Genomic DNA, 26,540 nt, shown 5'->3' on the forward strand with positions numbered 1-26,540 from the left:
AGTCCTGAGACACACGGAGGGTTCCATCCATTCGCATCGGGCAGGATTTCTAGTAGGCTGCCGCTAGGGAAACTGGGGATTTCGGCATGATGGTGGTCGACGATCGTCTTCTCGAAAGCAAGATGACCGAGATCGAGCAAGCGCGCGCATGGAGCCCGCGCGTTATCTCAAAATTCGAAACGCTCATCAGGAGCGGCGACGACCAGGCGCTCTATCGTGTCAATCCGCTGGCCTTCGCCCGCGACCGCGCAATCGCCGAGCCTGAAGCAATCGACCTCTTCCTTTACGCGGCCCGCTGCGGCCTGTTCGATATGAGCTGGGACGTGCTCTGTCCCCAGTCCGGGATGGTGCTCAACAGTTTCGGCGCCCTGCGCACGCTGCAGACGCACTACGTCTGTGGCCTGTGCGACGTATCGGGCGATACCGACCTCGACGACTTCATCGAGGTCTCCTTCTCCGTGTCGCCCCATCTGCGGCGCCTTCCGTTTCACGAGCCCCAAACGCTCTCCGTCGAGGATTTTCACTGGAAGCTCCACTTCGGACATGACGGGCGGCTGCCGGGGCAAGACGTTCGCTTTCTCGACGTTCTGCGCGGCTTCGTCCGCGGCATGACGTTTCTGCCGCCGGGCACCACAACAATGCTGCGCGCAGACCTCGGTCCCGGCGCCCTGTCGGGCGTCAACGTTGAGACACAGGCGGCCTTCGCTGTACCTATCTCAGGTGATCCGGTGTCGGCGCCGACATTTCTCAGGATCAGCTATGACGGCAAGCGCTTCTTGCCGTCGTTGCCGGCTGTGCCGCCCGGTCCGGTTGTCATTGAGGTTGCGAACACCGGACCCGGTCGTGGCGCCTTGCTTCTCATAAACTGGCCGCCCGAGCTTGTCGCGCTGACCACCAAACCGACGCTCGATTTCGACCCATACGTTTCCGGCGGGGCGCTGCTTGCGCGGCAAACCTTCCGACACCTCTTCCGTTCCGAGCGTGTCGACGAGAAGGAGGGACTCGGCATCCGGCAGATCACCTTCCTGTTCACGGACCTCAAGGGTTCCACCGCCATGTATGAGCGCCTTGGTGATCTCAACGCCTATGCTTTGGTCCGCGAGCATTTCGCTCTTCTCAATGCGGCGGTCCACCAGCATTCCGGTGCTGTCGTGAAGACGATCGGAGATGCGGTGATGGCAGTATTCTCGCGGCCATCGGACGCAATCTCGGCCGCCCTGCACATTTTCGAAGAGATCGATCGCTTCAACGGCGGTCATGTCAGGCCGGGGATTATTCTGAAGATGGGTGCTCACTGCGGTCCATCGATTGCCGTCACACTCAACGACAACCTCGACTATTTCGGCCAGACCGTGAATGTCGCCGCACGCGTGCAGTCGCTGGCGGAAGCCGGGCAGGTCTGCATCTCCGAGGCGCTCTATTGCGCGCCCGGCGTGAGTGACTTGCTTGCGGGCCGAAGCGTCGTCGCGTTTGATGCGCCGCTTCGAGGTGTAGAGGGCGATGCAATTGTCTATCGCATCATGCGAGGATAGACCGCCTGTTTGCCTCGTTCACAAGTCTATTGGGCGACTTGGGATACGGCTGACATCAGCTCCTTCGGGTTTGGCGCGCCAAACATGTATCGCCCACCCTCTGGAACCTCGGTGAAGCTCCAGCGGACGATCCCCTGCCGGTCCAGCAGGAACTGACCAACCAGTTGTCCGTGTCCCGTTGCCATCATCTGCTCGTCGGCTTCGGTCAGTTCGTAGTGGTCCTTCTTGTCGAGGATTGCGGCGGCTGTCATAGGATCCATGGGACCGGGCAATTCGCCAGGTATGTCGACCCGCATATCCTGTGCCGCTGCCATCGCTACCTTGTACGGCCAGTTCGTCTCGTTCTCGGTGAATTCGAGATTGGGCAGCCCAAAAGCACGATGTGAAGCGCGTTCCGGGTCCGAGGCCGCCAGCAGGTTCGGCATCGGGTGGTAGCGGAAATAGAGACGCGCCCGTTCGATCGGCGTGTTGACCACAGTCAGACTCCCCACGCCCCTTTCGCGGAGCTCCGGATCAAGCCGCGCCTGGGCGGCGATATGGCGCCGGCAAAACGCACAATGCAGACCTCGAAACAGGCCGACCAGCACCGGCTTTTGTCCGCGAAAGTCGTCAAGCGCGATCTTGCCTTCCTGGGTAATGGCGTCGAGGACCACGTTCGGTGCCCGGTCGCCCGGTTGAAGCGGCAACAAGTCACTACGCGCGGACATTTCCAACCTCCAACCCCGGCTAGTCAAGAAACGGCAGCACCACAAGCCCTTCCGGGTCGAGCCCGTGCTGGGCGCATATACCCTGCGCCAGGGAAAAGTAGCGTTCGGCCTCGGCCAGATTGTCTAGGTCGAGATTGAGCGTTGCAAGACCATCATAGCACGGAAACAGCAGTTGGGGTTCGCCCGTTTCGCGGGCTACGTCCAGTGCTTCTTGGAACAAGCCAACCGCCAGGTCCGGACGGCCGTTGCACTGGTGGATCTGCCCAAGCACGATCAACGGCACCGCCAGGTGCTCGCGCTGGTCGAGCGCGCGGTCGATCTCGATGGCCTTCTCGGCGGCAGGCACGCCCTCCGTTGGACAGCGATCCGTGAAAGTACAACAAGCGACCGCCAGATTGACGAGAAGGCGCGCCTGGAAGCCCAGATCACCGATACGGCGCGCCACTTCAAGACCGCGCCGGCAGACATCCATCGCCTGCGCCGGATCGATGGTCGTGTAAAGCACGCCGAGATTGGTGTAGCCGCGGCAGGCCGCGCCCGGTAGACCGGCGGCTTCCGCCAATTCAATGCTACGCTCAACCTGACGCACGGCTTCATGGTTTCGCCCAAGGCGAGCCAACGCGACAGCCTTGGTATTGAGTGCCTCGGCGGTCACGAGAGTGGCATCACGCCCCACCTCGGAGATATGCTCGGCTGTCAGAGCACCTACGCAATCCAGCGCCGCGTCTGCCCATTTTGCCGCGAGAGCGTGATCTCCGCTACGGAACGCCTGTCGGCCACGTTCTTGCCACAGATGCGCTTGCTCGACCGGAGCATCCGCTCCATCGAGGAGCGCCGCCGCTTCAGCATAGCGGGATTCTGCGTTGTCCCGCTTGCCGACGTCCCAGAGCAGCCGACCGATCTTACGCAAAACGCGCGCCGCAGCGACACGATCGGCTGACGCGCGGTACGCCTGCAACACCGTCTCGTAGTGGTGGTGCGCGATCTCGCGGCGGCCTGCCGGGCCGCTCAAATCGGCAATGCGCTCTGCAATTGCCAGTTTGAGCGGTGTTTGCCCGATCGCGTCCAACGCAGTCAGTGCTCGCTCGTAGAAACGAAGGGCGTCGTCGTTGGCGTATATCATGCGAGCGCGATCGCCCGCCGCCTGCAGGTAATGCGCGCCCTTCTCGCGCTCGGCGCTCAGTGCGAAATGATGACCGAGCACGGTCAAATCCTCGAGCCGTTCCGGCTTGTCGCCGCACAGTTGCTCCAAGGCAGAACCGACCCGCCCGTGGATGTCGGTCCGGCGCTGCAGGAGCAGGTTCTGGTAGATTACGTCCTGCAGCAATGTTTGCGTAAAGCGGTAGCTTTGCGACGAGACCGAGCCTGATCCGGCAACCTCCTCGATGATTTCCGCGTCGCAAAGCAGTTCGCAGCCGGCCTCCAGGCGACCGGGGTCGGCTGTCACGGTTTTCAAAAGTGTGGCATCGAAGCGCGGGCCGATTACCGCGGCTTCCTGGGCCAACCGGCGCACCTCCTGGGGCAGCCGGTCGACGCGAGCAAGCAACATTGCCTGGATAGTGGCGGGAATGCCGGTTGCGACTTCGCCTGTCACAGTTCGCCATCGCTGGCCCTCGCGCACCAGTACACCGCGATCGATAAGGCCGCGAACGATCTCCTCGATAAAAAGCGGGTTGCCGCCCGCGCGCTCGAGGATCTGGTCGACAAGCCCGCCTGCGGAGTTTACCCAGCTCTCGCCGAAAAGCGCCGCCAGCAGGCTGCGTCCGTCATCACTGTTGAGTGGCGAAAGCCTGAGCGCTGTGTGACTGACCCGACTTGAGTCGAGCTGGCCGTTGTCGGGCGCCGGACGATGCGTGACCAGCAACATCAAGCGCGTGCGTTCCAACCTGTCCATCACGAAACGCAGTGCCTCGAGCGACACGGCGTCGGCCCAGTGCAGGTCTTCGACGACAATCAACAAAGGCGACAGCGCAAGCCGCCGTTCGATGATTGTGCGGACCGCGTAGAGAATTTGCCGCCGCAACTGTTCGGGCTCGACATGCTGCAAGGTGGCATCGGGGTCGCCAAGGCCAAGCACATGGTAGAGCAAGGGCATCAGCCGCTTCGCCTCGTCGCCCTGCAGGCCGAGATCGGTAAGCAAGGCCGCGAGCTTCGCCCGCATTTCGTCCCCACTGTCGTTTTGCATCATCCCGGCAGCGCTGCGCACCACCGCGCCCAAGGCGCCGAAGGATTGTTCGCCCAGCGGTGAGCACGTGGCCTGCCGCACGGCGACGTTGCGAAAACGATCCTCGTCGCCGACGCGGGCGACGAACTCCTTCACCAGCCGCGACTTCCCGATACCGGCTTCGCCGACGAGGTGGACAAGTTGGGCCGAGCCGCCGCATGCTTGGTCAAGGCTGGCCAGCATTCTGTTGAGCTCCGCACCACGACCTATTATCGGCGCGCTGAGGCCGAGCGCCTCGAGCCCACGCGCTGCACGGGGCGCCGCCAGTGGTGCATCCAGTCGATGGACGAGCACACTGCCAGCCTTGCCGCGAAGCACGACATCACCCATCGACTCGTAGGAGAACGCATGCCGGGTCAGCCTGTGCGTGAGCTCGCCTACCAGCACCTCGCCCGGCGCGGCCAGCGATTGCAGGCGTTGCGCCGTATTCACTGTGTCGCCGGTCACCGAATAGGATTTGGCGGTGCCGATGCCCAATCCACCGGTAACGACGGGACCGGTGTTTATGCCGATATGGAGCAGCAGAGGCGAGCCGGAGTGGGGGGCGCTTTCGCCGAGCCGCGCCGTCCGGGCGATCATGTCGAGAGCGGCGCGAAGCGCACGTTCCGGATCGTCCTCATGCGCGACCGGCGCACCGAACAATGCCAGCAGCGCATCGCCGATGAATTTGTCGACGAAACCACCGAAGTTTCGCACGGCCGCCGTCAGTTCCTTGAACAGTTCGTTCTGCAGCGTTTGCATGACCTCGGGGTCGAGCTGCTCGCTGAGCGTCGTGAAGCCGCAAAGGTCGGCGAACAGGACCGTTACCGTCCGGCGATCGGCGTCAGAGACGGGATGCAGCCCTTCCTCGCTTTCGATGTTCGCAAGCAGCGACGGAGTTCGAGAAGGCGGCACAATGGCCCGGCTTGGTGTCGGAGCAGGCCGTTCGACGGCCTTTGCGGGCGCACCGAGGCTTGCCCCGCATTTCGGACAGAACTCGAAATCAGGTGCGCAGGCATAGCCGCAACTGGCGCATTGCACGGGCTGGCGCCTGCCACACCTTGGACAGAAGGCGAAGCCGCTCTCAACCTCGAAACCGCAGCCCGAGCAGTCCATAGAACAAGACCTCACTAGGGGCCGTGACGGCGTGATTTCGCTACGCCTTCACGGCCAGGGTAATCACAAGGATGAACCGATAGCCGTCGACCAGCAAGCGGCAGCGCAAATGGGCGTCAAGCGATCCGTGGGTCCTGGGGCAAAGCGCTGCCGATTCGGGCGGCTGCGTGGCCGTCGTTTGCGAAAATTCCCTCTTACCCTTCCGTCTTCCTGCTATCGTGGAGATGAGGAGACGAACCCATGAGCGAGAATCGCAAGCTGGCCGCAATCCTGGCTGCAGATGTGGTCGGATACAGCCGGCTCGCGAGCGCCGACGAAGATCGTACCTTGGCGAGGTTGCGGGCACTGCGCAGCGACCTGATCGATCCGATCATCGCGGTGCACAACGGGCGGGTGATCAAGCGCACCGGGGATGGGGCGCTGGTTGAGTTTCGCAGCGTCGTGGATGCGGTGCGCTGCGCCGTTGAGGTTCAGAACGGCATGGTAGAGCGCAATGCCGGTGTGCCGCAGGAGCGCCGCATCGAGTTCAGGATCGGCATCCATCTGGGGGATGTGGTCGAGGAAAGCGACGGCGACCTGATGGGCGACGGCGTCAACATCGCCTCGCGTTTGGAGGGCGTCGCGGCGCCCGGCACCATCTGCCTGTCCGAGGATGCGTATCGCCAGGTCAAGGCGAGGCTCGACCTCTCGGTCAGCGATCTCGGCAGCACGCAGCTCAAGAACATCGCCGAGCCGATCCGGGTCTATTCGCTGCAAGTCGGCAGCGCCGGGGCCAAGGCGACCGCGACCTCGGAAACCGCCGCCGGCCGGCCGGCGGCCGCAGTGCCGCCGAAGCTGTCGATCGCCGTCCTGCCGTTCGCCAATATGAGCGGTGACGCGGAACAAGACTACTTCGCCGATGGCATTTCCGAAGACATCATCACGGCGCTGTCCAAGCTGTCGCAGCTCTTCGTCATCGCTCGCAATTCGTCGTTCACCTTCAAGGGCCAGAACGTCCATGTGCAGGAGGTGGGCACGAAACTCGGCGTGCGGTATGTGCTTGAGGGCAGCGTACGCAAGTCGGGGAACAGGGTTCGCATCACCGCGCAGCTCATCGATGCAGGTTCGGGCGGTCATCTTTGGGCGGAGCGGTTCGATCGCGACCTGACCGACATATTCGCCGTGCAGGACGACGTGACGCAGCAGATCGTCGGTGCGCTGGCGCTCAATCTGACCGAGGATGACCGTCTGCGGCTGGCGCCCGAGCACCCGCGCAGCCCGGAGGCGTATGACTGTTTCCTGCGCGGCCGGGAGCTGTGGCATCGGCTGACGAAGGACACGAACGTCGCGGCCCGCGAGCTCCTGCATCGGGCCATCGAACTGGACCCCAAATTTGCCGCGGCCCACGCTTTCCTCGCCCTCACGCACGGACTCGATTACCTCAACAGGTGGGGTGCGTCGGAATCGATGGCGCAAGCGGAAGAGGCCGCAGCGCGAGCGGTAACGTTGGATGACAGCGATCCCTGGGCGCACTGGGCGCTGGCGACGGCCAAGCTGTACACAAGGCGACACGATGGGGCCATCGACGAGGTCGAGCGCGCACTGGTCCTCAATCCGAACTTCGCCGAAGGGCATGTCTGCCGCGGCGAGGTGCTGTATTATTCGGGCAGACCCGAGGAGGCCCTCGAGAGTTTCGCCCGAGGAAAGACCTTGAACCCATACTTTCCCGATGTGCTTCTGCACTTCCAGGCCTTGGCGTCGTTTCAACTGGGACGGTACGAAGAGGCCGTTGACCTCTTGCTGCAACGGCTGGCTCGCAACGCTGTCACCGACGTCTCGCGCGCGCTTCTGGCTGCCTGCTACGGCCATCTGGGCCGTTTGGAGGAGGCCCGCGCGGCATGGCAGGACTTGCTTCGCGTCAATCCCGACTATTCGCTGGAATACCGTCGCAAAGTCTTGCCTTACAAGAACCCTGCCGATTTCGACCTCATGGTCGAAGGGCTCCGCAAGGCCGGTCTGGTGCCATGACAGGGTGACGGCCGGATCAGACGCCGGAGGCCCGGCCGATCTTGCGCCATCGGGCGTTTTCGCGAACCAGTTTCAGATCCTCGGTCGTGTCGGCAAATGTCCGCAAACGGTATTGCCTAAGCAGGTCTGGGAAGAGCGCTCCTTCCGGCAGGCCGGCAAGCTGCTCGCGGACCGAGATCTTTTCATCGATGACCCGCATGCCCCAGGCATTTTCCCGAACCTGCAACTCCGCAGCCAGATCGCGCTCTTCGGGCGCGCTTTCGTCCAGCGCAGACAGCAGGATCGAGTGGAAAAGCGCTACATAGCCAACCTGTCTCAGGCCGCCCACAACCCGCACCCGCGGCAATATGGCAAGGACGAGGAACGTCAGGAACAAGTCCGGCAGCAGCACGCCGTCCAGCAGCGCCTGCCTGAGATGCGGCCGCTCGAACGGGATGGAAACACCATGCGGCCTGTCAGGCTCGATCAGTTGCCCGTTCTCCAGGGCGAGCTTGCGCACGCGCTCCTCGCGGACGCCCCAGAAATAGGTCGTGGCATTGGGCAGGAATCTGCCGAATGGGCCCAACGCGGCCTCTTGCAAGGCATGGTCGAGACGCTGGCGCCTGGCGGGCTCAAGGAGCAGCCTGGAAAGAAGGCTGCCGTCATCGTCCAGATGCCGCGCCATGGCAGAAGCGGCGAGCCTATCGTCGATGAAGACCGGCCGGGCCATGCCGGAACGATCCCAATCGGCAACCAAATCCTGGTTGAGGGCTGTCAGCGCATCGGCGGCGGTTGCAAACACCTTGTCCTGGCTGGCGAGCAGTGTACCCAGCCAGCGGCTGGTGTCCGTTTCGTCGCCCACCGCTTCGAGTGCGCGTTTGTTGAGGGTGACGGGACCGGCCGCGCAGACGCTTTTGCGGCACAGTTTGTGGCGCCCCATGCCAAACAGGTTGACCTTGTCGTCGCCGACATCGAGCCATCCCGGCCCCTCCCGGCCGATAGTCTCCATGGTCATCGTCGCCCCCATGAAGCCGAAGAAGGCCGATAGCCCGTTTTCAACCGCGCCGAGCCAGGCAAGCAGCAGCGCATCGAAGGTGATACGATCCATCAAAAGCAGGCAGTGCAAGCCGGACTGGATCACCGGTCTGTGCTCGAATTCGTCGAGGGCCTTGCCGATCTCTTCGGGCTGTATGATCAAACCAAGGCGCTGATGCAGAACGTCGCGCAGGATCGAGCGGGCAGCGATCGCCGGCCCCGATGCAGGCCTTGCCACCGGCCGCCACAGATGGCGCGCGTATTCGGAAACCGGTGCATTCCAGTTCTGCTTGATATCACGCACGACTTCCGGGCAGAGCAGCGACAGCACAGCCAGAATTTCCACCGGAGGCGCAGGGGTCGGGGCAAAGTCGGCGGTCATCAGAACCGCAGCCGTGCCATGGTCAGGAGGTCGTGATACTGCCCGTCGGTAAAACCGGCCTTCAAATGCCGGCCTTCGATCTCGAAGCCGTGGCTGGTGTAGAGGCGGATGGCCGGTTCATTGTCGGCATAGACGGTCAATTCGACCCGCTTCAGGGCGCGCCAATTGTCGGCCACCTCAAGCAGCGCGCCAAGTATGGCAGAGCCGATGCCTTTGCCAACAAAGGCATCGTCAAGGCCGATATTGATCTCGCCTATATGCGAACGGCGCGGCGAACCCTGCACGACCAGGCTGCCATGGCCGACCACCTTGCCGTCCAGCTCGGCAACGATCCAAGTGGTCTCCTGGCCGGATTTGGCGATGCGCCGCTCCACCTGCTCCACCATCTCGAACGGCATCCTGAGCGTCCCCCAGCGGAAGCCCGGCATGTTGAAGATAGCGCAAAGCGCCTCCGCATCGCTTGGCCGGACGGCCCGGAGTTGCGGCTGGATTTTCTCGGATGGCGAGGTCATGGCTTTCCCGGCGAACGCAATCGGCCCGGCACGATGCACCGGACATCACCTGAAAATCCAGCCGTCTCTGCAGACTATGCCGCCGATTGCGCGCTAAAATGCCGGGAGGCGGCGTAGAGCTTGAAGGCGCCGCTGATGCCGATCCAGCCGAAAAGGGCGAGCCAGCACAATGTCCCGGTCGCCGTCCAGTCGATCCGGTGCACTGCAGCGTCGGTGATGACGAGGCCAAGGATGGCAAGCAGGCCAACCAGAAACTGCGCCAGGCCGAGCACCAGCAACTCCTCGCGCGGCGCGCTTTTCCAGACGAGATACACGCCGCCAGCGCCGGCGAGGAAGATGGCGCTGTAGACCTGGGCGTGAAAGGGATCGACCGGCCATGGCCAAGTGCTGCTGACCATCAGGGGAAACAGCAACATGCCGAAGCCATAGAGCCCAAGGATCGCCGTTTCCGCCAACATGTAGCCGCGCCATGCGGGGTTTAGGGTCACGCCTTTTGCTGAAGGATGGGCCCTGGCCCGCCACAGGAACAGCCCGGATACCGCGGCCGAGGCAAGATAGACCAGGAACCAGAGCCAGGTCGCTTTTCGCTCGAAGTTGAAATAGCCGAGATTGATCAACGAAACCGCCGACACCATGACGGTGAAGATGAAGGCCATGACGAGCACCAGCCTGCCGGGCGACCAGCGGTTCCAGAACAAGAGCGCCGCCATCACCGCCATTTCGGCAGTGTAGAAGCCGCCGAGGAAGCGGGCACTGAATGGCGTGACGGGCCAAGGCCAGCGCGGCTTGACCAGCGCAGGCGCGAAAAACAGGCCGGCGCCTACGATCAGGACGATGATGACCCCCACCGAGAAAAGCCGCAGGGCTGCGGGAAACGGCGGGTTGTCGGATGTCGGCGTGGGAGAAAGCCCCAAAGATGAATGCCCCATAGACCCATCATAGTTCCGAATCCGCCGAATGGAAATTGACCTGTCACCAGGCTTGTCCATTCGAATGGCCGTACGGTCCGTTTCGACGTAAGATGGGGCGCTCGGACCGAAGACCGGTCCGGTTAACACGCCTCGGGGGCGCATTTTCCGGAGCCTGCCCAATGAACGAAGCTCAGGATCTGTTCTCGCTTCTGCGGCAATCGACCGACGTCGACCCACAGGCAATCGACGCGATCAGGCGAACCATCGCGGAGGGCAATGACCGCGAACTTTGCCGCATCAATGCGCCAGCCTTCGCCAGCAAGCATGGCCTCGACGAGGAGCGCGCCATTGGAGCCTTTCTCCATGCGGCGCGGGTGGGCATCTTCGACATTTCCTGGAATGTTCTGTGCCCCGGCTGTGGCGGCGTGCTCGACACCAACGCCACGCTGAAAACCCTGCAGAAGGACGAATACACCTGCGCGCTGTGCTCCCAGGGCTATTCGCCGACCCTCGACGAGATGGTCGAGGTGACATTCACCGTCAGTCCCCGGGTGCGCAGGATTGCCGCCCACAATCCACACGAACTGCCGATGGTGGAATATTTCCGCCAGATCTACTGGGCGTCCGGGGTCGATCTGCCGGACGAGGATTTCGCGAAAACGATCGAAGCGTTCTCGCTGGAGGATATCGAGCTTGCGCCCGGTGAAAAGGCGGTTCTGCCCATACAGCTTCCGTCCGAATTCATCATTGTCTTCGAGCCGGTCACCCATTCAGCGCAGTTCATAGACGTGAAGGGCGAACCAACAAAGGAGCGCCGAAGCCTCTCTCTGGTCTTCGACCGCGACCATGTCCAGAACCAGACGCTGGAGATGCAACCCGGCCCGTTGCGCATTTCGCTGGAAAACAGGACCGACACCCGCGTGCTGCCGACGGTCTTCATCGCCGGCCAAGCATTGCATGATTTGCTGGGCAAACGCCGGCCCTTCCTGACCGCTAAGCGCCTGCTCACCAACCAGACGTTCCGCGATCTTTATCGCACGGATACGCTCGACATCAACCAGCGCCTTAAGATCACCAGCCTGACCTTCCTGTTCACCGACCTGCGCGGATCGACCGCGCTTTACGAGCGGGTGGGCGACCTTTCAGCCTTCGATCTCGTGCGCGAGCATTTCCAGGTTCTGCACGAGATCGTCGCGGCGGAGGCAGGCGCGGTGGTGAAGACGATCGGTGATGCGGTGATGGCGACCTTCGCGACACCTGATCGTGCGATGGCTGCGGCCCTCAGGATGCGCGATGCCATGCGTGCGCTCAACGACAAGAGCGGGCGCGAGGATCTGCTGCTCAAGATCGGAGTCCATGCCGGCCCCTGCATCGCCGTGTCTATGAACGAGCGGCAGGACTATTTCGGCCAGACGGTCAACATTGCTTCGCGGGTCCAGAACCTTGCCACTGCACAGGCGATCTTCGCCACTCGTGCGGTGGTCGACGACAATCTCACCGCCGATCTGTTGCGCAGGAACGCACTGACGCCCGTGCCTCACGAAGTCTCGCTGCGCGGCATTGAGCGGGAGATAGCAGTCTATACGATCCCCTGAAGACTCGGCCCCGAAGAGACGACCTAGGCTCCTGAAGATTTGGGCCGTCTCCGCCCCTTACACGCGCCTGCAGAGGAAATAACGATCGGCGGGCTCCGAAGTCGGCGGCGGGAGGCGTTGCAACTGCGGGTGATCGAGCGGTGTGCCGCTGACCGCGAAGCCGCCGACGCGAAGCAGGCGCGCAATCAGATCGGGAAGCCAGGTAGCGGTCACTGCATCGCGATCGTCATAGCCAGTGCCGATGTCGGCATGAACAAGAGCGGCGTCGATGCCGATGAACCTGACCGCCGTCTCGCGTATTTCGCCGAGCACGAGGTTTTCAGCGTCGGGAATTGAGCTGGCGTGTGCGCCAACTTCACGGTCGAACACCACTATCCGGCGTCCGGGCAGACGCTCGCGCAGATGGTGGAACGTCCGGCCATTGCCGAGGCCGAGCTCAAGCACAAGCCCCTCCATCTTCGCCACCTCGGGGCAGATTTGATTGAGAATGTCGCGCTGTGCGGTCATCCTGCTGATGAAATTATCGAGGCGACTCATATGCGATTGTATGTCCTGAACCAGCAGCCCCGGTCGAGGCTTGCCGCATATAGAGGCGAACGACGAACCCTGCAATAACGCAACCGGCCGCCGACAAGCGTCATATCGGGTGGAGTCGTCGGCAGGCCGCGCGGCGGAACAGCGATCTCACTTGTAGGGGTCCGCGGCGTCCCGCAAGCCGTCGCCGAGGAAGTTGAACGCCATGATGACGAGGATAACGGGCAGCATCGGCAAAAGCAGCCATGGATAGAACGCGATCACGCTGACACTGCGCGCCTCGGTGAGCAGGATGCCCCAGCTGGTTATCGGGGCCCTCAGGCCGAGCCCGAGGAAGCTCAGCGCCGTCTCGCCCAGGATCATGCCGGGTATGGAGAGCGTCGCCGTCGCGATCAGGTGCGACATGAAACCGGGAATGAGATGCCGCCTGATGATGCGGCTGCTCCCGGCACCCATCAACTGCGCGGCCAGAACGTAATCCTCCTCGCGCAGGGCCAGAAGCTTTGAACGCACGGCCCGCGCCAGTCCGGTCCAGTCGAGCAGCCCGAGGATGACGGTGATGCCGAAATAGATCAGGATCGGACTCCAGGTTATCGGCATGATCGCCGCCAGGGCCAGCCATAGCGGAATGCTGGGAATCGATTGCAGCACTTCGATTATTCGTTGAACGATCAGGTCGAAGATACCGCCGTGATAGCCGGCCAGTCCGCCGATGACGATGCCGAGCAGGAAGCTGAAACTGATGCCGACGAGGCCGATTGTCAGTGAAATGCGTGCGCCATAGATCATGCGCGAGAGCACGTCGCGCCCAAGCCTGTCAGTGCCGGCCAGAAAGAGTTGGCCGTTTTCGGGAGGGCAGACAAAATGCCTGTCACCTTCGATCAGGCCCCAGAACTGGTAACTGTCACCCTTGCAGAAGAAACTGAGCCGCTGAACATCGTCCTGGTTCTCGATGTAGTTCCGCTTGAGCGTGTCCATATCCAGCGTCATCTGGCGGCCATAGACGAACGGCCCGACGAACTCGCCATTGTGGAACAGATGCACCTGCTGCGGCGGCGAATAGATGTAGTCCATGTTGCGCGTGTGCAGATTGTAGGGCGCCAGGAACTCGCAGATCAGTATCATGAAATAAAGCGCTGCCAGGAATATGCCGGATATAAGCGCAAGCCGGTGCTTGCGGAATTTCCACCACATCAGCCGCAACTGCGACGCCTGAAAGACCTTCGACTGCTCCGGCGTCATCGCCTCGACAGACTGCAGGTCAAAGGGCGCGATGGAAACGTAGTGTTGCAGTGGAGCGCCCGGAGCGGGCAGCGGCGATTGCGTGTTCATTTGGTGCTGCCGCCCTGCAAACGAATTCGTGGATCAAGCAACGCCAGCGCCAGGTCGGAAATCAGCACGCCGATGACCGTCAGGAAGGCGAGAAACATCAGGAACGACCCTGCCAGATACATATCCTGGCTTTGCAGCGCCTTGATCAGCATCGGCCCGGTCGTTTCCAAAGACAGCACGATCGCCGTGATTTCGGCGCCGGAGATGATGGCCGGCAGGATGGAGCCGATATCGGAAATGAAGAAATTGAGCGCCATGCGCATCGGATATTTGACCAGTGCCTTGAATGGATGAAGGCCTTTGGCACGCGCCGTCACGACATATTGCTTGTGCAGCTCATCGAGCAGATTGGCGCGCAGCCGCCGGATCATGCTTGCCGTGCCCCCGGTGCCGATGATCAAGACCGGGATCCAGAGATGGGCGAGGATCGACTTCGCCTTGACCCAGCTCATCGGCTCGCCGAGATATTGCTGGTCCATGAGATGGCCGATGGACGTGCCGAACCAGATGTTGGCGAAATACATCAGGATCAGCGCCAGCATGAAATTCGGAATGGCAAGGCCGAGAAGGCCGAAGAAAGTCAGGCCGTAGTCGCCCCAACTGTATTGATGCGTGGCGGAGTACATGCCAATCGGAAAGGCGATGAGCCAGGTGAAGATGATCGTGACGAAGGAAACCAGCACGGTCAGCCACATTCGGTCCCCGACGACGTCGCGAACCGGCAGCTCATATTCGAAGGAATAGCCGAAATCGCCGTGCAGCATCCCGCCGACCCAGTAGAAGTAGCGAATGACCGGCGGCTGGTCGAAACCATATTCCTTGCGCATCATCTCGATGCGATCAGAATCCACCGCTTCGCCCTGGGCCCGAAGCTCGGCGACATAGCTGTCGAAATAGTCGCCCGGCGGAAGTTCGATGATCGTGAACACCAGCGCCGATATGACCATCAGCGTTGGAACCATCACGGCGATGCGCCAGACAAGATATCGAAGCACGCTCAGGAGCCTCCAAGCCAGAATGTATCCGGCATGTAGACACCGAAATAGGCGGTCGGGTCATAGCCGTAGAGCGCCTTGTCAGGCAGATTGCGCAGCCGCGAGGACACCAGAATCGGCTGATGCGTTCCATTCACAGTGCCGATCGAAAACACCTGATCGGTGTAGATCGACAGCATCGAATTCCAGATTTCGGCGCGCTCCGTGGCTTCGGTCGATCCGTTCCAGCGCTTGAGCAAAGCCATCAACTCGACCACTTCAGGAAGATCGGGCGCCTCACCCATCTTGCCATGGGACAGATAGTGAGCACCCCAGAGCGGCCACTGCAATTGGTCATCGATGGTGGGGGCAAGTTGGTACGGGTTCATGTCGGCGGTCGGCACGCCATTGTCGATGCCCGACCACATCGACATCATGATCTGGCCGCCAAGCGCGCGGCTGCGGAAGATATCGCGCTGCGAAGTCCGGATGAACAAAGCGATGCCGATCTTGCGCCAGTGATCGGTGATGAGTTCGAGCGCGTCGGTTTCCAGCGTGCTTTCGCCGGCCGTTTCCACGATGATCTGCGCAGAGCGTCCATCGGGAAGCATCCGCAGGCCGTCATCGTCACGTGCCTGAAGCCCGACCTCGTCGAGCAGGGCATTGGCCTGGTCGGGATCATGGGCGACCCAGGCTTTCGCGAATTCCGGCCGGTAGAGCGGGCTCTCCGGCAAGACCGTATCGGCACTTTCCTGCGCCAACCCGTAGAACACGGCCAAATTGATCTCGCGCCTGTCCACAGCGAGCGAAAGCGCGCGGCGCACGCGCACGTCACGCAAAAGGCCACGCCACACCGGGTCGGCACAATTCAGATTGGGCAGCAGCGCCAGCCGCGAACCCTGTGTGCGTTTCCACAGATGCATCTTCACCGGGTAGCGCTTCTCCGCGTCCTTCAGGAAGGAGTAATCGCTGAAGTCAATTCCCATGCATTGCAGGTCGCTCTCCCCCGCACCGGTCTTGGCCGAGATGATCGCCGACGAGCTGACATTCATGATGATCCGGTCGACATAGGGCAGTTGCCGGCCATTCTCGTCTATTCGATGAAAGAACGGGTTGCGCTCGAAGATGAACTGCTCGGCCGGCGGCTTGGTCCGGTTCTGCCAGGGATCGAGCGTCGGCAGATCCGGATTCTCCGGGCGATACTGCCGCGACATGCGGATATGCAGGAGCGTCCATTTCTTGGCCCGGTTCTCCTTCATCAGGCCGGCGAGCCGGAATGGATCCTGATATTTCTTGTGGAACTGCTTGAGATAGGCGGCCGGCAGAACAAGCGACAGCGGCGCGGCAGCAGCGAGCTTGGGCAGGAAGTCGGGATTGGGCGCATCCCAACTGTAGCGCACCGTCAACGGATCGACGATCTCGAAGCGTGGCGGCTTGCCATCCGCCATCAGGGCCGGAGCGAGCCCGCCTTGCGAAAGCTCATCGTTCAGCCAGACATCTTCCCAGCAATAGCGAAAATCCTCCGGCGTCAGCAGGCTGCCGTCGGACCATTTATGTCCTTCCCGTATCTTGAACGTGAAGATGCGATCATCCGCTACGTCGAAACTTTCGAGAATGTCGGCTTGCAAGCTAAGCTTTTCGTCATAGCCGACCAGCCGAGAATACCCGTAGATCGTCATCATCCGGATATCTTTCTGGCTGCCGATGATCGTCCGCAGCGTGCCGCCATACTCGCCGGGTTGCCGGCCCATGGCGGCGAGATTCAACGCGCGCGGGCTCTTGGGCAAGCGCTCAGCGAGTGCCGGCAGCGCCTTGGCCGTTAGCTGCGGCCGAAGAAAATCCGGCTCCAGATCGCCGGCACGCGACGTGCCCGGCAGAAATACCGAAGCCATGAGACCAAGGACGGTGCGACGGCTGATCAATGGCGCAACTCACTGACATCGGCCGAACGTCGGGCCAGCACGAGATGGCCGCCGCCAAGATCGAGCGGCGACAGCATATCCTCTTCGCCCTCGTCGCGGAATTGCGGTCCCCACGCGCTGGTGTCGGAAGCGCCGCCGAGCTTCAGCGTCTTGAAATCCATCGGCCGGTCGAGATCGGGGAAAGGGACTGCGGCGAGCAGTGAGCGCGTGTAGGGGTGGATCGGTTTCCTGAGCAGAATTTCGCGCGGCGCAAGCTCGACGATACGCCCGCCGCACATCACCGCGATACGATCCGCCATGTAGTCCACCACCGCCAGATTGTGGGATATGAACAGGTAGGTCAGGCCGAGTTCCTTCTGCAGATCCTTCAGAAGGTTCAGGATTTGCGCCTGGACAGAGACATCGAGCGCCGAAACGGGCTCGTCGCAGATCAGCAGTTCAGGTCCCAGCGCCAAGGCGCGCGCGATGCCGATACGCTGACGCTGCCCGCCGGAGAAACTGTGGGGATAGCGCTTGATGAAGCGCGGATCGAGCCCGATTGCCTGCATCAGGCTCTTGACCGTGGCGAGTCGGGACGCGGCATTGCCACGTTGATGGATTTCCAGCGGCTCGCTCAAGATGTTCTCCACCGTCATGCGAGGTGAGAGCGACGAAACCGGATCCTGGAAGACCATCTGGATTTTCGCGCGCAGCAAGCGCAGGGCGTCTCCCTCGGCTTCCAGGACGTCGATCGGTCCTTCGCGACCGTTGAAGACCACGGAGCCGCCGCTGGGGGTGACAGCCCGCATGAGGATCTTGCTGACGGTGGTTTTGCCGCAGCCGCTTTCGCCGACCAGACCCAGGCACTCACCCCGCCTGATGTCGAAGCTCACGCCGTCCACGGCGCGAACGGAGGTTTGACGGCTCCCGCCGAACCATCCGGACTTGCGGGTGGTGTAGACCTTTTTCAGATCCCTGACCGACAGCAGGATGTCGTCCTGCCCCTTCGATTCCGGCGCCGTCTGCTTGCCGAGCAGGTTCTCAACATTCACCGGCACCTCGCGGAGCGCCTTCAGCCTTTCGCCAGGCTTCAGGTCGAAATGCGGAACGGCTGCCATCAGGCCCTTCAGGTAAGGGTGACCTGGCCGGCGGAATATCGCCTCCACAGGTCCCGCTTCCATGATCTCGCCATGGTACATGACCACCACCTCGTCAGCGACATTGGCGACCACCCCGAGGTCGTGTGTGATCAACAGCATCGCCATGTTCAGCTTGGTCTGAAGCCCGCGCAGCAATTGCAGGATTTGCGCCTGGATGGTGACGTCCAACGCAGTCGTCGGCTCATCGGCGATCAACAAAGCGGGCCGGCAGATAAGCGCCATGGCGATCATGGCGCGTTGCCGCAATCCTCCCGAAAGTTCAAACGGATACATGTCATAGGCGCGCTTGGGATTGGGAAAGCCGACAAGGCTGAGCATTTCCTCGGTCCGCGCCTTGCGTTCCGCGCGAGCCATGGGCGTATGAATCTGCAGGGATTCGCTGACCTGATTGCCGATCGTGTGCAGCGGCGACAGTGATGTCATCGGCTCCTGAAAGATCTTGCCGATGCGGCTGCCTCTCAACGCCCGGATTTCGGGTCCATCGCGCGGCATCTGCAGGATATCCTGCGTCGTGCCGGGCTTTTCAGGATCGGAAAACAGGATACGGCCACGAACATGGGCTGTGTTCGGCAAAATGCCCATCACGGCCTGGCTGAGAACCGATTTTCCGGAACCGGACTCGCCCACAAGCGCGGTAACCTTGCCGGGCAGGACGCGAAGATTTGCACGCCTGACGGCATGCAACGGTCCCCCGATAATGGCAAAAGAGATGCCAACATCCTCGATCCGCAGCAGATCCACGCCCGAACTCATCCTCACACCAGCCCCGCTCTGTCGGCCTGCCGGCCGCCCCCACAAAGCGAGACTAGCGCATTGCCAGCCTAGAGCAACTTGGATTCGAAACGAGCTTCCCCGGCGGACCCGGCGACCCAGGTGTTCTGGTCAGATCGTGGCGGTTACTGGAGCTTCATCGGGTCGCCCGCCGACAGCCGCGAGGCATCGCGATGAAGCAGCATGAGCTGCTCGGCGTCCGATCTTCGGTCGTAGATCGGCTGCAGTGCACCGTCTTCCTCGAGTGCGAGAGCACCCGACAGATCGGGTGAAAGCACCGTCAGCTTCTGCTTGATGCCCGCCAGTTCCTCCTCGCCGAGCGTCAGCCAGTTGTTGGTGCCGCAATAGCCGGCGAAGTCTTTGCTGGCGAGAACGCTGTGCGGATATTTCTTGGTCAGGGTCTGGAGGCGCTGGACCTCGTTTACAGCCGAGCCGAAGACAGAGAATGTGAGCCGGTCGGTAAGCCCGACATTGCCGAACATCACATTGCCGACATGCAGGCCGATGCCAAACTTTATGTCGCCCAACCCCTGTTCTTTTCTGCGCAGATTGAGATCCATCATGCGCGCGCTGGCCTTGTGCGCTGCCGCAAGAGCAGCCTGGCAGGCGATCTCGGACTGCGCGCGGTGCCTTTCGCAAGGGTAGACGGCAATGAAGCCATCCCCCAGGAAACTCATGATCTGCCCGCCTTCACGATTGAAAGGTGCAGCAATGGCATCGAAAAACTGGTTCAGCGTATCGATATAGACTTCGCGGCCGGAGGTTTGGGCAAGCCTTGTCGACCCGCGCATATCGCCCATGACCAGTGCGGCCCGGATTGTATCACCCTCGCCGCGCTTGATCTGGCCGTCGAGCACGCGCCTGCCGGCGTCGCCGCCGAGATAAGTGGTCATCATGTTGTCAGCGAGCTTGGTGAGTACCGCCATCTTGGTTGCGATAGCGAGATGGTTCTGGATGCGCAGCAGCGCCGAAATCATGCTGTCGCTGAAGCCTGCAGCACTATCGGTTGACCAGGACCCCAACATGCCCTGACTGGTGTTGCCGTTGAAGGGATGGACGAAAGCCATGTAGTCGGTGACGCCCATAAGCTTGAGTTCATCGAAAACAGGAAACTCCGACGGCACCGACGCGTTGAACCGGCGCCGCAGATGGTCGAGCTTGTTGCTGAGCAGATGGTAGTAGGGGCTGGTCAGGAATCTGTCGGACTGCACGCCGCCCTCCTTGCGGAAGCCTTCCATTTCCATGCCCTGGCCGCGAAGCCAGGTGAAGCCAAGCGCGTCATAAAGCGGATGAAGCATCGAAAAGCTCAAATGCACCCGCTTCAGTGGCAGGCCGGCAGCAGCCAGCCGTTCACAAAAGCCTTTTACCAATGTTTCCAGGTCGTTGCCGGCCAGCGCCGATTGCGTCAACCAATCGGCAACCTTATCCATGAGAATGGTGGAAATTTCTGCTTGTGCTGTGCTCATGCTATCTCGAAACCCGTCGAAGACGAGCCATCTCCTTTGATCCGCCACACCCTCGAAGTTAATGAAGCCGGCTTCGGCGGCAAAAGCCGGCGAAGAATTTCCCGAATGACTGTCCTTGCAGGCAAGGAGCAGGCGTAACTGCATCTATCTCCTGGGGCACATATGTGGCGAGGCTGCCGGCGGAGTGCAACCCCGATCCTGACATCGGGCAAATTCGCCGGCTCAGACGCCGTCAGGCCTTCACCACCGTCTCTCGGGCTAGCCCGAGGCGGCCAAAAACATTGCGTGTGTCGACGATCAGAAGAGCGTGATCAGCGATCGCCTGATAATCGATCGCGTCGTGGTCGGTTGCAACGACGACAGCGTCGAAATCCTTCAAGGCCGCCTCGGTCAATTCGACCGAGCGACGCCCCTTGATCGCCATATGCTCCCGTGTGGTCGGGATCTCGGTAACATGCGGGTCGTGGAATTCCGCCCTGCCGCCCCATTCCTCGATGAGTTCAATGAGCCGCAATGAGGGGCTTTCGCGGATGTCGGGCACATTCTTCTTGTAGGCTAGCCCGATGATGAGAATGCGCGAGCGGCTGAGCGCTTTGCCGCAGCGCCGGTCCAGCGCCTTCGCCAGTTCATCGACCACATGACGCGGCATGGCCGTGTTGATCTCTGCCGCCAGCTCGATGAAGCGGGTCGGCAGTTCGTATTCGCGCGCCTTCCACGTCAGGTAGAAGGGATCGATCGGAACGCAATGCCCCCCAAGTCCGGGGCCAGGATAGAAAGGCATGTAGCCGAAGGGCTTGGTCTTCGCGGCCTCGATCACCTCCCAGATGTCGATGCCCATCGCACCGAGCACGACCTTCAACTCGTTGACGAGGGCTATATTGACCGAGCGGAAGATGTTTTCAGTCAGCTTGACCGCCTCGGCGGTCGCCGTGGTGGAAACCGGAACGACGGTCTCGACCACGCCCTGGTAGAAAGCCTGCACGAGCGTCGCCGCTTCAATGCCGTCGCCTGCCACGACCTTGGGGATCGTCGCGACTTCAAAGCTGCGGTTGCCAGGATCCTCGCGTTCGGGCGAGAAGCCGAGGAAGAAGTCTATCTTCGACTGCAAGCCAGTTGCTTCCAGTATGGGCTTGATCACGTCGTCGGTGGTGCCGGGATAGGTGGTCGATTCCAGCACGATCACCTGGCCGAGACGCAGATGCTTGGCGATGGTGCCTGCTGTGTTCCTGACAAAGGAGAGGTCCGGCTCACGGTGTTTCGTCAGCGGTGTGGGAACGCAGATAATGATGACATCGCAGACGGCCAGGTCGGCAAAATCCGTAGTGGCGCGGAACCGTCCGCTCGCCACATGGCCGGCAAGGGCTGTCGACGTCACCGCCTCAATATAGGATTGGCCGTTGTTCAGGCTCTCAACCTTCTGGGCTTCAATGTCGAAGCCGGAAACCGGGAAGCCGGCGCGTGCGATCGCAACTGCCAGCGGCAACCCGACATAGCCCAGTCCGATCACGCCGACTTGCGCGGTGCGCGTCGAAATCCGGTTCAGAAGACGGTCATATGTCGATCGTGAGGCGTCCAAAAATCTGCTTTCCCGTCAATTCGGACAGACTACCCGCCCCAATGGCGGGGCTCACCGGGTCCCGAGAACCATGGCCGAGGCATATTGCCGAAAATCGAATTCCGCAAGCCGTCATCGGACCGGCGCCTTCGCCTTCAGGCTTGCGGCAGCCATCGCATAGCCGCCGTCGGCGCCATCGATGAAATGAACGTGATCGGGCTGCAGCGGCGAGATGACGAGGCATGTCATCAAGGCCGACTGCTGGCGGTGCAGGCCATAGCTGCAGATGCCCACCTCTTCTGCCTGCTTCAGCCGGTTCTCGATCCGTTGCAACACATCCGCGTCGACGTCGATGGTCATCTTCAAGCCGTCGTCGAACTTCCGGAAATCCGAATTGCTGGCCACCTCGCGTTTGTAGACCTTCGGATCGAAACGGCCGATCGTCCAGCCAAATCTATCGGTGACGGCCGTAAGCGTCATCAGGAACACTACCCACAGCTTCATCAGCCACCGCCGCCCTGGCGGCGCCGTGGCCCGCGCCTCGACATCGAGGCCGGCGGGCAGAAGACTGTAGGCCGGCCCGTCCACCGGTACCGGGTGGCCATCGCGCTCCTGCCTGCTCGCAAGGGCGATGATGTCGGAAGCCAGAAACTGAAAACCGCGCAAGTCGCGCGATGCCCCTGGTATGGCTATGATCGAGACGATTTCGCCGTGCCGTGCTTCAATCGGGTTCCAGCGGCAGGAGAGGCCGGTCAGATCCGGCCGCGCGCCGGCCGGCGCAGGGTCGATGCGGTAGCGCCCCGCTTTCATCTCGGCTTCCGCCCAACTGCCGCCACCGCCGGCGAACATGGCATAGAAGGCCGCTTCGGAGGCCTGGAACCTTGCCACGCGAACATCGAGGCCTTGCGCCCTTATGTCCTTTATCGGCACGATTGCCGCACGCAAGGTCAGGTCCAGTTCGTCCGCCACCCATCTCTGGACAGAAGCCAGCGCGTTGCGGGCGATCTCCAGCGCCGAGCCGGGAAACGCCACGAGTGCGCCGTCGCCGCCGAAGACAAAGGGAAGATCTTGCCGACCCAGCGCATTGAGCAGCGCCGAAATGACGCTGGCGCCGGCCATATTGACGGTTTTATAGCGCCCGGCCTCGATCGCCTTGGTCGAGCCGACGATGTCGGCGGTGGCCAGCGCCCAGCCATCGGGGAGAGGCCGATAGTTATCGATATCGGCAACGCTTTCGAACTTTGCGAAGACCGGCAAAGAAGCGACAAACGGGTCGGACGCGACATCTGTTTCCATGAGCATCAGATAGCACATTCCAGCGCTTGAAGGTGAGGTCGATCGTGCGTCGAAATTGACTTGCGCAGGTTTACCGATGATAGGATCGCGCGATGCGAATTGTCTTCTACGCGCCGCTGAAGTCGCCCAATCATCCTGTTGTCTCCGGCGACCGCCAGATGGCACGGATGCTGGTCAAGGCGCTGGAGCATCAAGGGCATAGCGTCGAACTGGCATCCGAGTTGCGCTTCTATCTACGCCAGCCGGAGCCGAAAAGTTTCGATGCGCTCAAGATCGAGGCCCGGGACGAAGCCGCGCGGCTGACAAGGCTTTGGCACCGTGACGGCAAACCCGATCTCTGGTTCTCCTATCATCCCTATTACAAGGCGCCCGACCTGATCGGGCCCGAGCTGGCGTCGGCCTTTGCCGTCCCCTATGTGACAGCAGAAGCCTCCTATTCCAGGCGGCGCAACGCCGGCTTGTGGGCCGATAGCCAGGCGTTGGTGGCGAAAGCCGTCGAACAGGCAGCGCTGAACATCTGCTTCACGCAAAGGGATCGTCAGGGGCTGGTAGATGCGATTCCCGACGCCGCTCTCGGTATGCTTTCGCCCTTCATCGACACATCGGCATTCCGCGAAATGCCGGCACGGGGTTGTTCGACGCGCCTCGTTACCGTCGCCATGATGCGCCCGGGCGACAAAGTCGAAAGCTATCGCATGCTGGCGCAAGCGCTCGGCTCGATCGGCCACCTACCCTGGACCATGTCGGTCGTCGGTGACGGGCCTGCCCGTGACGAGGTCGAAGCGCAATTCGCCTGCTTGCCCGCCGACCGTATCGAATGGCTTGGCGCCATCGAGCCGGCCGCCGTTCCGGATATCCTTTACAGCGGGGGAATTTACGTATGGCCGGGTTACGGCGAGGCCTATGGCGTTGCCTATCTTGAAGCACAGGCCGCCGGCCTTCCGGTGGTGGCTCAGGACATTGCCGGCGTGCCGGAGGTCGTGCGGGATGGCCAGACCGGGTTTCTCACCCCGCCGGGCGATGTAGCGGCGTTCGCTTCCGCCATTGAAAGGCTTCTGGCCCATAACGACGAAAGAATCATCATGGCCGCAGAAGCCAGACGTTTCGTCCTTGAGGAACGCTCCCTCGGTGGTGCAGCGGAGCGCCTGGCCGAACTTCTCAAGAAGATTCCGGTCTCATGACATCCGATCCGATCTGGCAGCCCTTGGTGGAAGAACTGGCGCGCCGGCAACGGGCGGGCCGCAAGGCAGAGTTCTGGCTGCGCGACGATGACGCCGTGGACCCGACGCCTGCGCTTGATCGGCTGCTCGACCTCACCGGTGAGTTCGCGGTTCCGGTCAGTCTGGCCGTCATTCCGGCGCTGACGGATGAGAAGCTTGTCGTCCGGCTTGACGAGGCGCCGCATGCCACGGTCGCCGTCCATGGCTGGGCGCACCGAAATCATGCGCCCGAGGACCAGAAAAAGCAGGAGCTCGGCGCGCATCGGCCACGCGAGGCGGTGCTCGATGATCTGGCTCGCGGGCTGTCGCACATAACCGGCCTGCACGGCGCACGTGCCGTTCCGATGCTGGTGCCACCCTGGAACAGGATCGACGCCGGCTTGGTATCCGACCTTGGATCGATAGGGTTTGCGGCATTGTCAGTCTACGGGCCGCCGAAGCCGGCTTCGCTGGCGGTGATCAACAGCAATGTCGACATGATGGATTGGCATGGCACGCGCGGCTGCCGCGATCATGGCCTGTTGGTTCAGGCTATCATCGCGCAATTGCAGCATGCAGTCGACGGCGGCGAGCCGGTCGGCCTGCTCACCCACCATCTCGTCCATGATGAATCGGCCTGGCTTTTCCTCGAACGGCTGTTCACAGTCACCGCGCAGGCTGAAGCCTGCGCATGGCTGCCGATCAAGACATTGATCGGGCGCAGCGCCGCTGGAGGATGATCCCGAAAAGTGGAATCCGGTTTTCGGATAAGATCATGCTCAAACAAGGAGAGGAAAACAGCTCAGCGCTTTTTGTGCAACGAGACTGGAAATTTAATCGTCTGGCCATCACGCGCGGCAAAAGCGCCGGCAAACCTGTCTTTGGCCAGTTTCTCCATCTCGTCCAGTTCCCGGTCGGTGCGTGACGGATCGTGGTGAAACAGCGCAAGCCCTCGCGCACCGGCCGCCTCACAGAGCTTGACCCCCTGTTGCCATGTCGAGTGCCCGTTGCCGCGGTAGCGCTCCATTTCTTCCTCGGTGTAGGTGCAATCGTAAATGACGAGGTCGGCATCTTCGATCAGCCGAAGCACCGCCTGATCGAGTTTGCCCGGCTCGTGCTCAGTGTCTGTGATCACCGCCACGACGCGGCCACCCCATTCGACCCGGTAGCCTATGCAGCCGCCCGGATGGGTAAGACTGCCGGTTCGCACCACCACCCCTTCGCGCGGGCGAAGCACATCTCCGGATACGAAATCGCGGCAGTCGAGGCTTGCCTTGCAGATATCGAGTGTCACCGGAAACCACGGCGGCCGAATGAACTCATCGACCATCTCGCGGGTCGTCATGCGTCCAGCGAGATGCCCGGACCAAAGCGTAAGCTTGATGCCCCGTTCATAGATAGGCTTAAAAACCGGCAGCCCGATGATGTGATCGTAGTGGCAATGGGTGAAGAACAGGTCGAAATCGGTCACGCCCGACGCGCGAAGCACCGCGCCGGCAGGCCGCAGGCCAGAGCCCGCATCGAACAGAAGCGTATGCTTGCCGCATCGCATCTCAATGCAGTTTGTGTTACCGCCATAGCGAGAGAAGTCTGGCCCAGATACCGGAATGCTGCCGCGCACGCCCCAAAACCTGACCAGGAAACCGTCGTCGTCCATGCTACCCCTTAGCAGTCCAGTCGCCCATCGTAGCCAAACAACTGTTGCTAGGCGAGACAGGTTTTTCTCCTGGTGACCTTGTCAGTATGAGGCCAGTGCCATCAAGACGGCGAGGATTGAGCGCAGGTCATTCGTCATTTGGCGCTTCGTGCGTCGATCAGATCCGCGGTCGTATGGCTCAGGCGATCGGCAAGAACCCGCACCATTTCGATGGTCATTTCCGGAAACTCGTTCATAAGCCTCAGGAAATGATCCTTGCGGATTCTCAAGGCTTCCAGCGGACTTGCCGCTCTGACGGTTGCCGTGCGGGAGCTGTTGCACAATATGGCGATCTCGCCAACAATCGAATTTGGCGCCAGTTCGGCAACTTTTATCGGCCCACTGTCGGAATCGACCAGAATATCCGCGCTGCCTGAAAGGATGACATAGGCGGCGTCTCCCTCGTCGCCCTGCCGGAAAAGGATCTGGCCGGTGCTGTAGCTCACCCGATCGGATGTGAACGCAAGCAGCTTGAGCTTTGTCGGCTCGATGCCAGAGAACAAGGGAACGCGTTGCAGCATTCCAACTTCATCCTTGAGCAGCATTTTCGCAAACCTTCCCAAAATTCGCGTTTGCCAGACTAGAGCAACGGTCGCCCGGATGGAATCAATTCTGTTACCGGATGGACAGACGAGACACGCGAAAGGTGGCGAGCCCGATCAGCCGGAAACCTCAAT

The 26,540-nt window shown here is 61.6% G+C and carries 20 protein-coding genes; 5 read left to right on the top strand and 15 right to left on the bottom strand.

Annotated elements, in window-relative coordinates:
- Positions 1-86: 86 nt before the first annotated feature.
- Positions 87-1,532: a DUF5939 domain-containing protein gene (locus AC1D0N_RS09205; RefSeq protein WP_477243149.1), complete on the top strand. Its 1,446-nt coding sequence runs from the start codon at positions 87-89 to the stop codon at positions 1,530-1,532.
- Positions 1,533-1,558: 26 nt separating this feature from the next.
- Here the strand turns inward: AC1D0N_RS09205 and AC1D0N_RS09210 are convergent, their stop codons facing one another.
- Positions 1,559-2,239 (bottom strand): redoxin domain-containing protein, encoded by a 681-nt coding sequence (locus AC1D0N_RS09210; RefSeq protein ID WP_477243150.1) that lies wholly within the window; start codon positions 2,237-2,239, stop codon positions 1,559-1,561.
- A gap of 19 nt (positions 2,240-2,258) precedes the next feature.
- The gene (locus tag AC1D0N_RS09215) at positions 2,259-5,558 is read right to left on the bottom strand and encodes an ATP-binding protein (protein ID WP_477243151.1); all 3,300 of its coding nucleotides are present in this window, start codon (positions 5,556-5,558) and stop codon (positions 2,259-2,261) included.
- A gap of 240 nt (positions 5,559-5,798) precedes the next feature.
- On the opposite strand from AC1D0N_RS09215, the gene AC1D0N_RS09220 reads away from it, so the two are divergent.
- Complete coding sequence (locus AC1D0N_RS09220) at positions 5,799-7,565, top strand: adenylate/guanylate cyclase domain-containing protein (protein ID WP_477243152.1); 1,767 nt, start codon at positions 5,799-5,801, stop codon at positions 7,563-7,565.
- A gap of 16 nt (positions 7,566-7,581) precedes the next feature.
- Here the strand turns inward: AC1D0N_RS09220 and AC1D0N_RS09225 are convergent, their stop codons facing one another.
- From AC1D0N_RS09225 to AC1D0N_RS09235, 3 genes are all read right to left on the bottom strand, one after another.
- Positions 7,582-8,961 (bottom strand): hypothetical protein, encoded by a 1,380-nt coding sequence (locus AC1D0N_RS09225; protein WP_477243153.1) that lies wholly within the window; start codon positions 8,959-8,961, stop codon positions 7,582-7,584.
- Positions 8,961-9,473, bottom strand: a complete 513-nt coding sequence (locus AC1D0N_RS09230; protein WP_477243154.1) for a GNAT family N-acetyltransferase — start codon at positions 9,471-9,473, stop codon at positions 8,961-8,963. The genes AC1D0N_RS09225 and AC1D0N_RS09230 overlap by 1 nt, the downstream gene beginning before the upstream one ends.
- A 74-nt stretch (positions 9,474-9,547) precedes the next feature.
- Positions 9,548-10,402 carry a hypothetical protein gene (locus AC1D0N_RS09235; RefSeq protein WP_477243155.1) on the bottom strand — a complete coding sequence of 285 codons (855 nt, stop codon included), beginning with the start codon at positions 10,400-10,402 and terminating at the stop codon, positions 9,548-9,550.
- A 161-nt stretch (positions 10,403-10,563) separates the two neighbouring features.
- On the opposite strand from AC1D0N_RS09235, the gene AC1D0N_RS09240 reads away from it, so the two are divergent.
- Positions 10,564-11,979: a DUF5939 domain-containing protein gene (locus AC1D0N_RS09240; RefSeq protein WP_477243156.1), complete on the top strand. Its 1,416-nt coding sequence runs from the start codon at positions 10,564-10,566 to the stop codon at positions 11,977-11,979.
- A gap of 57 nt (positions 11,980-12,036) precedes the next feature.
- Here AC1D0N_RS09240 and AC1D0N_RS09245 read toward each other — a convergent pair whose 3' ends face one another.
- The 8 genes from AC1D0N_RS09245 to AC1D0N_RS09280 form a co-directional block, all read right to left on the bottom strand.
- Positions 12,037-12,516, bottom strand: a complete 480-nt coding sequence (locus tag AC1D0N_RS09245) for a class I SAM-dependent methyltransferase (protein ID WP_477243991.1) — start codon at positions 12,514-12,516, stop codon at positions 12,037-12,039.
- A gap of 147 nt (positions 12,517-12,663) precedes the next feature.
- On the bottom strand, positions 12,664-13,845 hold the full coding sequence (locus AC1D0N_RS09250; RefSeq protein WP_477243157.1) for an ABC transporter permease: 1,182 nt from the start codon (positions 13,843-13,845) through the stop codon (positions 12,664-12,666).
- Complete coding sequence (locus tag AC1D0N_RS09255; protein ID WP_477243158.1) at positions 13,842-14,840, bottom strand: ABC transporter permease; 999 nt, start codon at positions 14,838-14,840, stop codon at positions 13,842-13,844. Before AC1D0N_RS09255 ends, AC1D0N_RS09250 begins: the two co-directional genes overlap by 4 nt.
- A gap of 2 nt (positions 14,841-14,842) precedes the next feature.
- Entirely contained in the window at positions 14,843-16,741 is a 1,899-nt protein-coding gene (locus tag AC1D0N_RS09260) for an ABC transporter substrate-binding protein (protein WP_477243159.1), read from the bottom strand.
- On the bottom strand, positions 16,738-18,633 hold the full coding sequence (locus AC1D0N_RS09265) for an ABC transporter ATP-binding protein (protein ID WP_477243160.1): 1,896 nt from the start codon (positions 18,631-18,633) through the stop codon (positions 16,738-16,740). The genes AC1D0N_RS09260 and AC1D0N_RS09265 overlap by 4 nt, the downstream gene beginning before the upstream one ends.
- 143 nt (positions 18,634-18,776) lie before the next feature.
- Positions 18,777-20,117 carry an adenylate/guanylate cyclase domain-containing protein gene (locus AC1D0N_RS09270; protein WP_477243161.1) on the bottom strand — a complete coding sequence of 447 codons (1,341 nt, stop codon included), beginning with the start codon at positions 20,115-20,117 and terminating at the stop codon, positions 18,777-18,779.
- A 232-nt stretch (positions 20,118-20,349) separates the two neighbouring features.
- Positions 20,350-21,693 (bottom strand): nucleotide sugar dehydrogenase, encoded by a 1,344-nt coding sequence (locus AC1D0N_RS09275; protein WP_477243162.1) that lies wholly within the window; start codon positions 21,691-21,693, stop codon positions 20,350-20,352.
- 111 nt (positions 21,694-21,804) lie between these two features.
- On the bottom strand, positions 21,805-22,986 hold the full coding sequence (locus tag AC1D0N_RS09280) for a DUF3095 domain-containing protein (protein WP_477243163.1): 1,182 nt from the start codon (positions 22,984-22,986) through the stop codon (positions 21,805-21,807).
- A 74-nt stretch (positions 22,987-23,060) separates the two neighbouring features.
- Here AC1D0N_RS09280 and AC1D0N_RS09285 point away from each other — a divergent pair, with 74 nt between their 5' ends.
- Both AC1D0N_RS09285 and AC1D0N_RS09290 read left to right on the top strand, forming a co-directional pair.
- Entirely contained in the window at positions 23,061-24,149 is a 1,089-nt protein-coding gene (locus AC1D0N_RS09285; protein WP_477243164.1) for a glycosyltransferase family 4 protein, read from the top strand.
- The gene (locus AC1D0N_RS09290) at positions 24,146-24,907 is read left to right on the top strand and encodes a polysaccharide deacetylase family protein (protein WP_477243165.1); all 762 of its coding nucleotides are present in this window, start codon (positions 24,146-24,148) and stop codon (positions 24,905-24,907) included. The genes AC1D0N_RS09285 and AC1D0N_RS09290 overlap by 4 nt, the downstream gene beginning before the upstream one ends.
- Before the next feature lie 62 nt (positions 24,908-24,969).
- Here the strand turns inward: AC1D0N_RS09290 and AC1D0N_RS09295 are convergent, their stop codons facing one another.
- On the bottom strand, positions 24,970-25,824 hold the full coding sequence (locus AC1D0N_RS09295; RefSeq protein WP_477243166.1) for an MBL fold metallo-hydrolase: 855 nt from the start codon (positions 25,822-25,824) through the stop codon (positions 24,970-24,972).
- 134 nt (positions 25,825-25,958) lie between these two features.
- Positions 25,959-26,408, bottom strand: coding sequence for a cyclic nucleotide-binding domain-containing protein (locus AC1D0N_RS09300; protein ID WP_477243167.1), 450 nt, complete (start codon positions 26,406-26,408; stop codon positions 25,959-25,961).
- Between the last annotated feature and the right edge of the window lie 132 nt (positions 26,409-26,540).

It is taken from the genome of Mesorhizobium sp. P2_E10 (assembly GCF_056404235.1).

Bases quoted from the DNA above. Each gene is read 5' to 3' on its own strand.
- AC1D0N_RS09215 (WP_477243151.1), bottom strand. From the start codon at position 5,558: ATGGACTGCTCGGGCTGCGGTTTCGAGGTTGAGAGCGGCTTCGCCTTC.
- AC1D0N_RS09290 (WP_477243165.1), top strand. From the start codon at position 24,146: ATGACATCCGATCCGATCTGGCAGCCCTTGGTGGAAGAACTGGCGCGC.
- AC1D0N_RS09285 (WP_477243164.1), top strand. From the start codon at position 23,061: ATGCGAATTGTCTTCTACGCGCCGCTGAAGTCGCCCAATCATCCTGTT.
- AC1D0N_RS09270 (WP_477243161.1), bottom strand. From the start codon at position 20,117: ATGAGCACAGCACAAGCAGAAATTTCCACCATTCTCATGGATAAGGTT.
- AC1D0N_RS09300 (WP_477243167.1), bottom strand. From the start codon at position 26,408: ATGCTGCTCAAGGATGAAGTTGGAATGCTGCAACGCGTTCCCTTGTTC.
- AC1D0N_RS09265 (WP_477243160.1), bottom strand. From the start codon at position 18,633: ATGAGTTCGGGCGTGGATCTGCTGCGGATCGAGGATGTTGGCATCTCT.
- AC1D0N_RS09205 (WP_477243149.1), top strand. From the start codon at position 87: ATGATGGTGGTCGACGATCGTCTTCTCGAAAGCAAGATGACCGAGATC.
- AC1D0N_RS09280 (WP_477243163.1), bottom strand. From the start codon at position 22,986: ATGTGCTATCTGATGCTCATGGAAACAGATGTCGCGTCCGACCCGTTT.
- AC1D0N_RS09210 (WP_477243150.1), bottom strand. From the start codon at position 2,239: ATGTCCGCGCGTAGTGACTTGTTGCCGCTTCAACCGGGCGACCGGGCA.
- AC1D0N_RS09230 (WP_477243154.1), bottom strand. From the start codon at position 9,473: ATGACCTCGCCATCCGAGAAAATCCAGCCGCAACTCCGGGCCGTCCGG.
- AC1D0N_RS09295 (WP_477243166.1), bottom strand. From the start codon at position 25,824: ATGGACGACGACGGTTTCCTGGTCAGGTTTTGGGGCGTGCGCGGCAGC.
- AC1D0N_RS09245 (WP_477243991.1), bottom strand. From the start codon at position 12,516: ATGAGTCGCCTCGATAATTTCATCAGCAGGATGACCGCACAGCGCGAC.
- AC1D0N_RS09225 (WP_477243153.1), bottom strand. From the start codon at position 8,961: ATGACCGCCGACTTTGCCCCGACCCCTGCGCCTCCGGTGGAAATTCTG.
- AC1D0N_RS09250 (WP_477243157.1), bottom strand. From the start codon at position 13,845: ATGAACACGCAATCGCCGCTGCCCGCTCCGGGCGCTCCACTGCAACAC.
- AC1D0N_RS09240 (WP_477243156.1), top strand. From the start codon at position 10,564: ATGAACGAAGCTCAGGATCTGTTCTCGCTTCTGCGGCAATCGACCGAC.
- AC1D0N_RS09235 (WP_477243155.1), bottom strand. From the start codon at position 10,402: ATGGGGCATTCATCTTTGGGGCTTTCTCCCACGCCGACATCCGACAAC.
- AC1D0N_RS09220 (WP_477243152.1), top strand. From the start codon at position 5,799: ATGAGCGAGAATCGCAAGCTGGCCGCAATCCTGGCTGCAGATGTGGTC.